The organism is Thermoflexus hugenholtzii JAD2 (assembly GCF_900187885.1).
Classification (GTDB): Bacteria; Chloroflexota; Anaerolineae; order Thermoflexales; family Thermoflexaceae; genus Thermoflexus; species Thermoflexus hugenholtzii.
In genome coordinates this window covers 1-11,429 of record NZ_FYEK01000054.1, presented here as the reverse complement: position 1 = coordinate 11,429, position 11,429 = coordinate 1, and the positions used below count along the sequence as shown (strand labels likewise).

Below are 11,429 nucleotides of genomic sequence, written 5' to 3'. Positions count from 1 at the left end.
TTACCCCCTCAGCGAATGAAGCCCTCGTAATGACGCATCACCAGTTGCGCCTCCAGCTGGCGCATCGTGTCCAGGACCACGCCCACCACGATGAGGAGAGCGGCGCTGCTGAAGAGCAGCACATTGGTCTGGAGCACGGCCCGCACCGGCCAGGGCAGGATGGCCAAAATCCCCAGGAACAGCGCCCCCACCAGGGTGATCCGCCGGGAGATCCGGTTGATATACTGCTCGGTGGCCTTCCCCGGCCGGATCCCCGGGATGAATCCGCCCTGCTTCTGAAGGGTGTCAGCCAGGTTCATCTGCTGCAACATCACATCCGTGTAGAAATAGGTGAAGGCCACCACGGTGATGAAATACATCGGCCAGTAGATGTCGCTGAATCCGGAGAAGACGCTCACGATGGTGTTGGCGATGCTCGCCACGATGGCGTTGCTGGAATACTGGAAGAACTGGGCGATGATGGCTGGGAAAGCCAGGACGGACTGAGCGAGGATGAGGGGGATCATCCCCGCCATGTTCACCCGGAGGGGGATGTAGGTGCTGCCGCCCCCGTAGATCCGGTGGCCCCGCACCCGGCGTCCATACTGAACCGGGATCCGCCGCTGACCTTCCTGGATGAAGACGATGGCCGCGACGGTGATCACGGTCAGGGCCAGGAACACCAGGATGCCCAGGGTGCCGTTGCTGGTCCAGATCTGGGCCAAGTTATAGGGGGCTCGGGCCACGATCCCTCCGAAAATGATCAGGGAGAGCCCATTGCCGATCCCTTGTTCGGTGATCAGCTGGCCCAGCCAGATGGCGAACATGGTGCCGGCCGTCATCGTCAGGATCACCGTCAGGGTCGGCAGCAGTTGATGGGGTGCGAAGCCGAAATTGGGCAGCACCGCCCGTCCGGGGGCGCTGAGCAGGTTCGCCTGACCGATGGCGTAGAGAGCGGCCAGGGGGACGGTCAGGAAATACGTGTATTGCTCGAGCTTGCGCCGGCCTTCGGATCCGCCCTCTTTCACCAGCCGCTCCAGCTGGGGCACGACGGGCACCAGCAGCTGCAGGATGATGGAGGCGGTGACGTAGGGATACACGCCCATGGCCATAATGGAGAAGTTCGCGATGGCCCCGCCGGAGAGCAGATCCAGGATGATATAAAGCTGCCCGGCGGCGGTGGTGCCCTGAAGCAGCTGCTGCAGGGCGGCCCGATCCACGCCAGGCACCGGGATGTGGGCGGCCAGGCGGTAGATGGCCAGGATCAGCAGCGTATAGAGGATCTTCCGCCGCAGATCCGGCAGATGCCAGGCGTTGCGCAGGGCGTCCAGCATACGGCCTCCTCGGTCTCCCTTAGCGAGGGATCACCACTGCCTGGCCGCCGGCGGCCTCGATCTTTGCTCGCGCCGAGGCGGAGAAGCGGTGGGCCTTGACCACCAGCGGGCGATCCACCTCCCCATCCCCGAGGATCACCACCGGCTCCTCCGGATCCCGGAGCAGGCCAGCCTGGGCTAGAGTGAGGGGGGTGATCTCGCTATGGGGCGGGAAACGGTTCAGCTGGCCCACATTGACCGGCTGGTAGATCACCTTCTCCACCAGGGTGAAGCCCTCCCCCCGCGCTTTGGGCAGGCGGCGGACGAGGGGGGTGCGGCCGCCCTCAAAATAAGGCGGCATCTTGCGATCGCCGGAGCGGGACTTCTGGCCTTTGCGACCCCGCCCGGCGTAGGTGCCGTGACCCGAGCCCAGGCCGCGGCCCACCCGCTTGCGCTCCTTCTTCGATCCCGGCGCCGGCTTCAGTTCATGCAGCTTCACGCTCCACCTCCTCCACCTGAACCAGATGGCTCACCTTGGCCACCATCCCCCGCACCACCGGGGTGTCCGGCCACTCCACCACATCGTTCAGATGGCGCAACCCCAGGGTGCGCAGGGTGCGGCGCTGACGCTGGGAATACCCAATGGGGCTTTTCACCAGCGTGATGCGCAAACAGCGGGTCCCTTCAGCCTTCATGGCGCCTCCGGCTCCACGGTGGCATCACTTCCTCAACCGGCTTCCCTCGGATTTGGGCCACCTCCTCCGGGGAGCGAAGCATCTCCAGCCCTTTCATCGCAGCGTAGACCACATTGACCGGATTGGTGCTCCCCAGGATCTTGGTCAGCACGTCCCGGATCCCGGCGGCCTCCAGGACGGCGCGGACCCCGCCGGCGGCGATCACGCCGGTGCCCGGCGAGGCAGGTCGCAGGATCAGGCGGGTGGCCCCGAACTTGACCTCCACCGGATGGGGGATCGTGGTCCCCAGCAAGGCGATCTTCTTCATGTTGCGGCGGGCTCGCTCGGTGGCCTTGCGCATGGCCTCCGGGACAGCGCGGGCTTTGCCGATTCCTACCCCCACCCGTCCGTTGCGATCGCCGACCACAGCGACCACCCGGAAGGAGAAAGATCGACCGCCCTTGTGGACCTTCGCCACCCGAGCGATATCCACGATACGCTCTTCGTATTCAACTGTCGGGACTTCCTGGATCTCCGCCATCGTCACCTCGCGCTGGATCGTTTCGGCATGGTCTTGAGGCTCAGAACTCCAACCCTGCCTCACGGGCGGCGTCGGCTAGGGCCTTCACCCGGCCGTGGTATTTATAGCCGCCGCGGTCGAACACCACCTTGCGGATCCCCTTCGCCAGGGCCCGCTGGGCGATCAGGCGGCCCACCAGGCGGGCCTTCTCCGTCTTGGTCAACCCATCCAGCTGACCCCGCAGCTCGGGATCCAGCGTGGAGGCCGCAGCCAGGGTGATCCCCCGTGTGTCGTCGATGATCTGGGCGTAGATGTGTTTCAGGCTCCGGAAGACCGAAAGCCGCGGCCGCTCCGGCGTGCCGAAGACCTTTTTGCGGACCCGTAGATGCCGTCGACGGCGTCCTTCGTCTCGTGGATGCTCCCAGCTCATCCGCTGCTCCTCCATAGGGCCAGGATTCCATCCCTGAGCCCGAGGATATCACTTGGCCTTGCCGGCCTTCCCGGCCTTGCGCCGGATCGGCTCGTCCTCCCAGTGATCGCCCTTCCAGTATGTGTAGCGGATCCCCTTGCCCTTGTAGGGCTCGGGCGGACGCAGGGCCCGGATCTTGGCGGCCACCTGGCCCACCTGCTGCTTATCGATTCCGGAGACGGTGATGATGCGATCGCGGGTGTTCACCTCGAAGGTGATCCCCTCCGGCGGCTCCACAATGATGGGGTGGGAGTATCCCAGATAGAGCACGATGGCCTTGCCCATGGGCTCAGCCCGGTAACCCACCCCTTCGATGCGCAGGTGCTGCTGAAAACCCTGAGTGACGCCGGTGACCATGTTCGCCAGCAGGGCCCGGGTCAAGCCATGCAGGGCCTTGTGCTTGCGGTCGTCCGAAGGGCGTCGCACCACCAGATGGCCGTCCTCGATGGAGATCTGCATCGACGGATGGAAGGTCTGAGTGAGGGTCCCCTTCGGCCCGGTGACGGTCACCGTCGAGCCCTCGATCCGGACCTGGACCCCCGGCGGGATCGGGATCGGCTTCTTGCCTACGCGCGACACGGCTTCCTCCCTCACCAGACGTAGCAGAGGACCTCGCCGCCGACCCCCAGGCGGCGGGCCTGTTTATCGGTCATCACCCCTTTCGGGGTGGAGAGGATGGCGATGCCCATCCCGCTCATCACCAGCGGGATATCCTCCTTGCCCACATACACCCGACGGCCCGGCTTGCTCACCCGCTGCAACCCCGAGATGGCCGGCTTGCGGAAGCGCCGCTCGCCGATGTATTTCAGCTTGATGATCAGCTTCGGCTGAGGCCGATCGTTCGTCACCTGGAAGTCCTCGATGTAGCCCTCCTCCTTCAACACCCGGGCGATGGCCACCTTCAGCTTGGAGCTGGGGATGGCCACCCGGCTGTGCCCCACCATCGAGGCGTTCCGGATTCGGGTGAGCATGTCAGCAATCGGATCCGTCACCGCGCTCATCGGTTTCACTCCTATCCGAATGTTCCCTGTCAGACCTGGGAGGGCCTTCCCTGCGCCGGGTTGAGACATGGGCGCGCTCACCAGCTGGCCTTGCGGACGCCTGGGATCAGCCCCTGGAGGGCCAGCTCCCGGAAGCAGATCCGGCACAGGGCGAAGCGGCGGATGTAGGCCCGGGGCCGGCCGCACCGGCGGCACCGGTTCCGCACCCGCACCTTATATTTCCGACGCATCTCACGATAAATCATGCATTTCCGGGCCACAGATCCCCTCCGGCATCCGGTGTGGAAATCCTCCTTCTTACCGCCTATCCTTTGCGGAACGGCATGCCGAGCAGCTCCAGCAGCCGCCGCGCCTCGGCGTCGGTCTTCGCTGTGGTCACAATGGTGATCTCCATCCCCCGGACTTTATCCACCTGGCTGTAGTCGATCTCCGGCCAGACCAGCTGCTCGCGCAGCCCCAGGGTGTAATTCCCCCGGCCGTCGAAGGAATCCGGGGAGACCCCTCGGAAGTCCCGGATGCGAGGCAGGGCCACGTTGAACAGCCGATCCAGGAACGCCCACATGCGGTCCCCCCGCAGGGTGACCTTAACCCCGATGGGGCGCCCGGCCCGCAACTTGAAGGCGGCGATGGATTTGCGGGCCTTGGTCACCAGGGGCTTCTGGCCGGTGATGGTGGCGATGTTCTGCACCGCATAATCCAGGGCTTTGGGGTTGGTCACCGCCTCTCCCACCCCGACGTTGACCACCACCTTCCAGACCCGCGGGACCTCCATGATGTTGCGATAGCCGAACTCCCGCATCAGGGCCGGGCGGACCTCTTCCAGGTATCGCTGTTTCAGGCGTGGGATCACCTTGGTCGTCGCCTCCGCCATCCTGTTGCCTCCCCGGGTTTCACACGAAGGTAGCCTGACACTTCTTGCACTGGCGCAGCTTGCGCCCCCCCTCCACGACAAAGCCCACCCGGGTGGGGCGATTGCATTTAGGGCAGATCAGCATCACATTTGAAATATGAATGGGCGCCTCGAATTCGATGATGCCGCCGACCTGCCCGCGCCCGGTGGGGCGGGGGCGCTGATGTTTCTTGACGATGTTGACCCCGGCGACCACCACCCGGTTCTCCTTCCGGAGCACCCGCAGGACCTCCCCCTGAGCGCCCCGATCGTCCCCGGCGATCACCAGGACCCGATCCTTTCGCTTGATCTTGGCAGCCATAGGCCTTCTTCTCCCTCAGAATTCCGCTTCGTAGAGAATCACCCCTTCATCCCGCACCATCCACCCGAGGCCGGTTTCCTGCATGCGCTCGAACTCCTCGGGGGTGTAAGGATCTCGGCAGGCCGCTCGAACTCGACCAGATAGGGTACTATCTCCCGGAGCCGCTCCATGAAGGGCTGATCGGTGCGTTTGATGACGATGATGTCGTGATCGCTCCAGGGATCCGCCTCCCCCCGCGCCCGGGAGCCGAAGAGGATAATCCGCTCCGGCCCATCGCGCTTCAGGAGCGCGACCCGCTTCTCCAGATTGGGATCCGGCGGCATCCCCCGGCGCACCGCTTTCCCTCTCGCGCTCACAGCACCTCCGGGGCCAGGGAGATGATCTTGGTGAAGCCTTTGTCGCGCAGCTCCCGGGCCACCGGACCGAAGATCCGCGTCCCCTTCGGGTTGCCGAACTCGTCCAAGATCACCGCCGCGTTGTCGTCGAAACGGATGGTGGAGCCATCCGGCCGCCGGTATTCCTTAGCTGTCCGGACGATCACGGCGCGCACGATCTCGCCTTTCTTCACGGTGGCCGTCGGGATGGCGTCTTTCACCGTGGCCACCACCACATCCCCCACATACCCGTAGCGGCGATAGGATCCTCCCAGCACCCGGATGACCAGGATCTCCCGGGCGCCGGTGTTGTCTGCGACCTTGAGGCGGGTCTCCTGCTGGATCATGGATGACCTCCGGCTACTCCGACAGGATCTCTTCGCCGGGCAGCTGCTCCGGCACCGGCTCCACCGGCTTCTGGGCCCGCTCCAGGATCGCCTCCACCACCCAGCGTTTGCGTCGGCTCAGGGGACGGGACTCCACGATCTGGACCAGGTCGCCCATGCGGGCCAGGTTCCCTTCGTTGTGAGCCATGAACTTGCGGCGACGGCGGATGACCTTGCCATACAGCGGGTGGCGCACCAGCTCCTCCACCGTCACCACCACTGTCTTATCCATCTTGTCGCTGGTCACCCGTCCGATAAAGCGCTTGCGACGATCCTTCATCGTCGACCTCCCCGAGCCAGCTCCCGCTCCCGCAGGATGGTGAGCATGCGAGCGATGTCCTTGCGCAGAGCACGGATACGGTTCACATCCTTCAGCTGATTCATCGCCCACTGCAGGCGCAGATGGAAGAGCTCCCGGCGGGCCTGCTCCAGCCGGTTGCGGATCTCTTCATCTGACCAGTTGCGGATTTCCTCCGGACGAAGGGCCACGGCGTCCTCCCCGCGTGATCGCATCTGAAAACCGGTAATCAGACCTGCTCCTCGGCCGTGATGATCTGAGTTCGGATGGGCAACTTATAGGAGGCCTGCCGCAGGGCCTCATGGGCAACATCGGCGCTCACCCCGCCGATCTCGAAGAGGATGCGGCCCGGCCGCACCACGGCCACCCAGTGGTCCACGTTCCCCTTCCCTTTGCCCATGCGGGTCTCGGCCGGCTTGCGGGTCACCGGCTTATCCGGGAAGACCCGGATCCAGTATTTGCCCCGCTGGCGCAGGAAGCGGACGATGGTGCGGCGGGCGGCCTCGATCTGGCGGGCGGTCAGCCAGCATGGCTCCAGGGCCTGGAGCCCGTATTCGCCGAAGGCCAGCTCCACACCGCGGGTCTCCTTGCCCTTCATCCGCCCCCGCATCTGCTTGCGGTATTTGACGCGCTTGGGCATCAGCATCGCTTATCCTCCCCGTTGCGCCGAGGTGACCCGGGCGACCATCTCCGCGGTCTGCTGGACGTAAGCGCCCGGCTCGGTGTCGCCCCGGTAGATCCAGACCTTGATCCCGATCTTGCCCCATTTGGTGATCGCCTCGGCCAGGGCATAATCGATGTCCGCCCGCAGGGTGTGGCGGGGGACCCGGCCCTCCATCAGGGTCTCCGTGCGGGCCATCTCCGCTCCGCCCAGCCGGCCGGAAACCGTGATCCGGATCCCTTTGGCCCCGGCGCGCATGGCCTGCTGGATCGCTCGCTTCATGGCCCGGGCGTGGCTGACCCGCTTCTCGATCTGCTGGGCGATGCTCTCCGCCACGATGGCTGCCTCCAGCTCCGGCCGGGGGACCTCCACGATCTCCACCCGCGCCTTCTTGCCGGTCATCTCCTCAATGGCCTGGCGCAGCTGCTTGATCCCCAGGCCCTTGCGCCCGATGACGATGCCGGGCCGGGCGGCGTGGATGTAGAGGTTGATCTGCTTGGGGAAACGCTCGATCTCAATGCGCGCGATCCCCGCCTCCTTGAGCTGCTCCTTCACGAACTGACGGATCTTGAGATCCTCGTGGAGCAGCTCCACATACTCCCGGCCCTCGGCATACCAGCGGGCCAGCCAGTTCTTGGTGATCCCCAGACGGAAGCCGATGGGATGAACTTTTCGACCCAAGATGACCTCCTCTATATCTCAGCGGATCCCCTGCGGCAGCCAGTTCATTCGCTCACCCGCTCCTCCAGGACCACTGTGAGGTGCGTCGTCCGCTTGAGGATCGGGCGGACCCGACCGCGGGCGGCGAAGCGGACCCGCTTGTAGCGTGGTCCGTCGTCGGCCCGGATGTCGACCACATAAAGGTCCGCGGGCGACAGACCGTAGTTGTTCTCCGCGTTGGCCATGGCGGAGCGGATGAGCTTCGCCACGTAGCGCGCCGCCTTCTTGGGCGTGAAGCGGAGCACATCCAGGGCTTCCTCCGCCCGCATCCCCTTCACCAGGTTGCAGACCAGGCGCGCCTTGTAGGGCGAGATCCGAATGTAGCGGGCAACTGCCCGAACCCGATTGGCCATCGTCCATCCCCCTCCAGGTTCTCCCACGGGGCCTTACCGCACCCCCGTCTTCTTCTCCTTCACCGTATGCCCCCGGTAGGTCCGGGTGGGGGCGAACTCGCCCAGACGGTGGCCCACCATCTGTTCGGTGATGTAGATCGGCACGTGGCGCCGGCCGTCGTGAACGGCGATGGTGTGGCCGACCATCTGGGGGAAGATCACCGAGGCGCGCGACCAGGTGCGGATCACCCGCTTCTCGCCCCGGCGGTTGAGCTCCTCGATTTTCTTCAGAAGCTTCGGATCGCAATAGGGACCCTTCTTCAGCGAACGGCCCATCGCCGATCACCTCCCTTTATGCCTTCTTCTGCCGGCGCTGGATGATGTACTTGTCCGTGGCCTTGTTGCGCCGGGTCTTCTTGCCCAGGGCATGCTTGCCCCATGGGGTCTTCGGGTAGGGCAGGCCGATGGGCGCCCGCCCCTCGCCGCCCCCGTGGGGATGATCCCGCGGGGACATGGCGGAGCCACGGACGGTGGGGCGGATGCCCAGCCAACGCTTGCGGCCGGCCTTGCCCAGGCGGATGTTCGCGTGCTCCAGATTCCCCACCTGGCCGATGGTGGCGTAGCACTCCAGGCGGACCTTCCGGATCTCCCCCGAGGGCAGGCGCAAGATGGCGTAGCCTTCCTCTTTGCCCAGCAGCTGCGCCGCCGCCCCCGCGGCCCGGGCGAGCTGCCCGCCGTGACCCGGATACAGCTCCACGTTGTGCACCAGCGTTCCCACCGGGATGTTGGCCAGGGGCATGGCGTTGCCCACCCGGATCTCGGCCTGGGGTCCGCTCATCACCACATCCCCCACCTGCAGGCCCAGGGGAGCCAGGATGTAGCGCTTCTCCCCGTCCGCATATTGCAGGAGGGCGATCCGGGCGGTGCGGTTGGGATCATATTCGATGCTGATCACCTTCGCCGGGATCCCCTCCTTGTCCCGACGCTTGAAGTCGATGATCCGGTAGAGCCGCTTATGACCGCCCCCCCGATGGCGGACGGTGATCCGTCCCTGGAAGTTGCGCCCGGCGTGCTTCTTCAAGGGAACGACCAGGGACTTCTCCGGTTCGTCCTTGGTGATCTCCTCGAATGTGTATCCGGTCGCGTTCCGGCGACCGGGCGTCGTCGGTTTATACACCTTAATTCCCATCGGGCATCCCCTCCCACGCCCTCGAGGTCTCGTGCTCCGGATCAGACCTCGAAGATATCGATGGTCTGGCCGGGGGCCACCTGAACGATGGCCTTCTTCCAGCCCGGACGGCGCACCACTTGCTTGGGCTTGCTGCTCAGGATCCGCGCCCGCCAGTCCCGCCGCCGCTTGGCGGGGACGTTGATAATCCGCACCGCCAGCACCCGGACGTTGAACAGTTTCTCCACCGCCTGCTTCACCTGCTGGCGGTTCGCCCGAGGATCCACCTCGAAAACATACTGGCCCATCTCCTTCAGGCGAGTGGTCTTTTCGGTGATGACGGGCCGCTTGATCACCTCATACAGATCCATATCCTATCCCCCCACTCAGGGCTCAGGCTCAGGCCGCCGATGCGGCACCCGCCGCGGGCAGTGCGAACTTCTTCCGCACCACCGGACGCGTCAGCCAATCCTCGATCATCGCCAAAGCGTCCAGCGGGATGATCAGGGTCTCATATTTAAAGAGATCCCGGATGTTCAGGCACATGGCGTGCAGATAAGCGACGTTGGGCAGGTTGCGGACCGCGCGCCGGACGTTCTCGTTAGGCCCGGCCAGGAGGATGAGGGCGCTTTTGCCCACCGGAAGCCGCGCCAGGACCTCCTTCATCAGCCGGGTCCGTGGCTCAGGCAACTCCAGGCGGTCCAGGATGAGGATCTGGCCCTCCCTGGCCTTGACGGAGAGGGCCGAGCGCAGGGCCGCGCGACGCATCTTCTTCGGCATCCTCTGCTCGTAACTGCGCGGCCGCGGCCCGAAGACCACCCCTCCGTGATACCAGTGGGGGGCATCCCGGCTTCCCTGACGGGCCCGCCCGGTGTGTTTCTGCGGCCACATCTTCCGGCTGCTGTAATGCACCTCCCCCCGCGTCTTGGTCTTGTGGGTCCCCAGCCGGGCGTTGGCCAGCTGCCGGACCAGGGCCTGATGCATCAGGGGGATGTGGATGGGCGCCTCGAACACCTCCGGCCGCAGCTCGACCTCCCCCACCTGTTGCCCCTCGATGTTCCAGACTGGAACCCGCATCGTGCGATCTCCTCTTCAAACGGTTCACATCCCTACGAACAGGCAGGCGCTCCCTGCCCAATCCCGCGGTCGATCTTCTTAACTTTTGGAGAGACCGAGATGATCGTCGATACGCTCTCTTTAATTCGAAAACTGCGAGACAGGAGCTTCGGTTAATAGGGGCGCTTGGCCTGTCGGATGATCACCAGTCCGCCTCGGGGGCCGGGGACAGCGCCCTTGAGGGCGATGAGGTGGCGCTCCGGATCCACCCAGACCACCTGGAGGTTGCGGACGGTGACCCGCTCGTTCCCGTAGTGGCCGGCCATGCGCTTCCCCTTGATCACCCGCCCGGGATCCGTGTTGGTGCCGATGGACCCGGGCGCCCGGTGTCGGTCCGACTGGCCGTGGGTTTTCGCCTGGCGGGCGAACCCGTGTCGCTTGATGCCGCCGGCGAATCCCCGCCCCTTCGACCATCCGGTCACATCCACCCGCTCCCCCGGGGAAAAGATCGAGACCGTCAACACCTGCCCCTCCTGGTATTGAGAAAGAAGCGCCGGGTTGGGCAGGCGGATCTCCCGCAGCACCCGCAGGGGAGGCAGGTTCCGCTTCACCAGATGCCCCAGCTCCCCCTGGGTCAGGCGGCGAGGCTTGGTCTCCTCGAACCCCAACTGGATCGCCGCGTAGCCGTCCCGCTCCGGGGTGCGCAGCTGCGTCACGTAGCACGGCCCCGCCCGCAGGACGGTCACCGGGACCACCTCGCCCTGCTCGTTGAACATCTGCGTCATTCCGATCTTGCGCGCCAGCAAGCCCTTCATCGCCAAAGCCTCCATCAGGGGACTGGCGCCCGAGCTGGGCCCATCATCCCCGGGATCAGATCTTGATCTCAATATCCACGCCCGCCGGGAGGTTCAGGCGCATCAGCTGATCGATGGTCTTCGGATCCGGATCCAGGACGTCGATCAAGCGCTTATGGGTCCGGATCTCGAAATGTTCCTGGGAATCCTTGTCGATGAACGGCGAGCGGATCACCGTGAACCGTTCCCGCTTGGTGGGGAGCGGGATCGGCCCGATCACCCGCGCGCCGGTGCGCTCCGCCACCTCCACGATGCGGCGGGCGGATTCGTCCAGGATCCGGTGATCGTAAGCCTTCAGACGGATGCGCAACCGCTGCTTGGCCATCGCGCTCACCTCGTCCGAGTTCAGCGGGCCAGGGGTTAGTCGAGGATTTTGGTGACCACGCCGGCGCCGACGGTCAGCCCCCCTTCCC

General features: G+C 65.3%; 23 protein-coding genes. All 23 read right to left on the bottom strand.

Annotated features, from left to right (window positions below):
- Positions 1–8: 8 nt before the first annotated feature.
- The 23 genes from secY to rpsJ all read right to left on the bottom strand — a co-directional run bounded on the left by secY (position 9) and on the right by rpsJ (position 11,341).
- Positions 9–1,313 (bottom strand): preprotein translocase subunit SecY, encoded by a 1,305-nt coding sequence (secY, locus tag CFB18_RS11695; RefSeq protein WP_088571988.1) that lies wholly within the window; start codon positions 1,311–1,313, stop codon positions 9–11.
- Between the two features lie 19 nt (positions 1,314–1,332).
- Positions 1,333–1,791 (bottom strand): 50S ribosomal protein L15, encoded by a 459-nt coding sequence (gene rplO, locus CFB18_RS11690; protein WP_088571987.1) that lies wholly within the window; start codon positions 1,789–1,791, stop codon positions 1,333–1,335.
- Positions 1,778–1,987, bottom strand: a complete 210-nt coding sequence (rpmD, locus tag CFB18_RS11685) for a 50S ribosomal protein L30 (RefSeq protein ID WP_088571986.1) — start codon at positions 1,985–1,987, stop codon at positions 1,778–1,780. Before rpmD ends, rplO begins: the two co-directional genes overlap by 14 nt.
- A complete protein-coding gene (gene rpsE / locus CFB18_RS11680) occupies positions 1,977–2,507 on the bottom strand; it encodes a 30S ribosomal protein S5 (RefSeq protein WP_088571985.1) in 531 nt (176 codons plus the stop codon). The genes rpmD and rpsE overlap by 11 nt, the downstream gene beginning before the upstream one ends.
- A 40-nt stretch (positions 2,508–2,547) precedes the next feature.
- Entirely contained in the window at positions 2,548–2,916 is a 369-nt protein-coding gene (rplR, locus tag CFB18_RS11675) for a 50S ribosomal protein L18 (RefSeq protein ID WP_088572037.1), read from the bottom strand.
- Between the two features lie 48 nt (positions 2,917–2,964).
- On the bottom strand, positions 2,965–3,534 hold the full coding sequence (rplF, locus tag CFB18_RS11670) for a 50S ribosomal protein L6 (protein ID WP_088571984.1): 570 nt from the start codon (positions 3,532–3,534) through the stop codon (positions 2,965–2,967).
- Positions 3,535–3,545: 11 nt separating this feature from the next.
- A complete protein-coding gene (gene rpsH / locus CFB18_RS11665) occupies positions 3,546–3,956 on the bottom strand; it encodes a 30S ribosomal protein S8 (protein ID WP_088571983.1) in 411 nt (136 codons plus the stop codon).
- A 77-nt stretch (positions 3,957–4,033) separates the two neighbouring features.
- On the bottom strand, positions 4,034–4,201 hold the full coding sequence (locus CFB18_RS11660) for a type Z 30S ribosomal protein S14 (protein WP_407084015.1): 168 nt from the start codon (positions 4,199–4,201) through the stop codon (positions 4,034–4,036).
- Between the two features lie 59 nt (positions 4,202–4,260).
- Positions 4,261–4,827, bottom strand: coding sequence for a 50S ribosomal protein L5 (gene rplE / locus CFB18_RS11655; protein WP_088571981.1), 567 nt, complete (start codon positions 4,825–4,827; stop codon positions 4,261–4,263).
- 19 nt (positions 4,828–4,846) lie between these two features.
- The gene (gene rplX / locus CFB18_RS11650) at positions 4,847–5,167 is read right to left on the bottom strand and encodes a 50S ribosomal protein L24 (protein ID WP_088571980.1); all 321 of its coding nucleotides are present in this window, start codon (positions 5,165–5,167) and stop codon (positions 4,847–4,849) included.
- Between the two features lie 38 nt (positions 5,168–5,205).
- On the bottom strand, positions 5,206–5,523 hold the full coding sequence (locus CFB18_RS11645) for a nucleotidyltransferase domain-containing protein (protein ID WP_143597598.1): 318 nt from the start codon (positions 5,521–5,523) through the stop codon (positions 5,206–5,208).
- The gene (rplN, locus tag CFB18_RS11640) at positions 5,520–5,888 is read right to left on the bottom strand and encodes a 50S ribosomal protein L14 (protein WP_088571978.1); all 369 of its coding nucleotides are present in this window, start codon (positions 5,886–5,888) and stop codon (positions 5,520–5,522) included. The genes CFB18_RS11645 and rplN overlap by 4 nt, the downstream gene beginning before the upstream one ends.
- A 13-nt stretch (positions 5,889–5,901) precedes the next feature.
- Entirely contained in the window at positions 5,902–6,207 is a 306-nt protein-coding gene (gene rpsQ / locus CFB18_RS11635; protein ID WP_088571977.1) for a 30S ribosomal protein S17, read from the bottom strand.
- On the bottom strand, positions 6,204–6,416 hold the full coding sequence (gene rpmC, locus CFB18_RS11630; RefSeq protein ID WP_234977048.1) for a 50S ribosomal protein L29: 213 nt from the start codon (positions 6,414–6,416) through the stop codon (positions 6,204–6,206). The genes rpsQ and rpmC overlap by 4 nt, the downstream gene beginning before the upstream one ends.
- Before the next feature lie 38 nt (positions 6,417–6,454).
- Entirely contained in the window at positions 6,455–6,871 is a 417-nt protein-coding gene (gene rplP, locus CFB18_RS11625) for a 50S ribosomal protein L16 (protein WP_088571975.1), read from the bottom strand.
- 3 nt (positions 6,872–6,874) lie between these two features.
- Positions 6,875–7,567 (bottom strand): 30S ribosomal protein S3, encoded by a 693-nt coding sequence (rpsC, locus tag CFB18_RS11620; RefSeq protein ID WP_088571974.1) that lies wholly within the window; start codon positions 7,565–7,567, stop codon positions 6,875–6,877.
- Positions 7,568–7,611: 44 nt separating this feature from the next.
- Positions 7,612–7,959, bottom strand: coding sequence for a 50S ribosomal protein L22 (rplV, locus tag CFB18_RS11615; protein WP_088571973.1), 348 nt, complete (start codon positions 7,957–7,959; stop codon positions 7,612–7,614).
- 33 nt (positions 7,960–7,992) lie between these two features.
- Positions 7,993–8,274: a 30S ribosomal protein S19 gene (gene rpsS / locus CFB18_RS11610; protein ID WP_088571972.1), complete on the bottom strand. Its 282-nt coding sequence runs from the start codon at positions 8,272–8,274 to the stop codon at positions 7,993–7,995.
- A 16-nt stretch (positions 8,275–8,290) separates the two neighbouring features.
- Positions 8,291–9,127: a 50S ribosomal protein L2 gene (gene rplB, locus CFB18_RS11605; RefSeq protein WP_088571971.1), complete on the bottom strand. Its 837-nt coding sequence runs from the start codon at positions 9,125–9,127 to the stop codon at positions 8,291–8,293.
- A gap of 41 nt (positions 9,128–9,168) precedes the next feature.
- Complete coding sequence (gene rplW, locus CFB18_RS11600) at positions 9,169–9,477, bottom strand: 50S ribosomal protein L23 (protein ID WP_088571970.1); 309 nt, start codon at positions 9,475–9,477, stop codon at positions 9,169–9,171.
- Between the two features lie 28 nt (positions 9,478–9,505).
- Positions 9,506–10,183 (bottom strand): 50S ribosomal protein L4, encoded by a 678-nt coding sequence (gene rplD, locus CFB18_RS11595; RefSeq protein WP_088571969.1) that lies wholly within the window; start codon positions 10,181–10,183, stop codon positions 9,506–9,508.
- 152 nt (positions 10,184–10,335) lie between these two features.
- Positions 10,336–10,977: a 50S ribosomal protein L3 gene (rplC, locus tag CFB18_RS11590; RefSeq protein ID WP_088571968.1), complete on the bottom strand. Its 642-nt coding sequence runs from the start codon at positions 10,975–10,977 to the stop codon at positions 10,336–10,338.
- 55 nt (positions 10,978–11,032) lie between these two features.
- Positions 11,033–11,341 (bottom strand): 30S ribosomal protein S10, encoded by a 309-nt coding sequence (gene rpsJ / locus CFB18_RS11585; protein WP_088571967.1) that lies wholly within the window; start codon positions 11,339–11,341, stop codon positions 11,033–11,035.
- Positions 11,342–11,429: the final 88 nt, after the last annotated feature.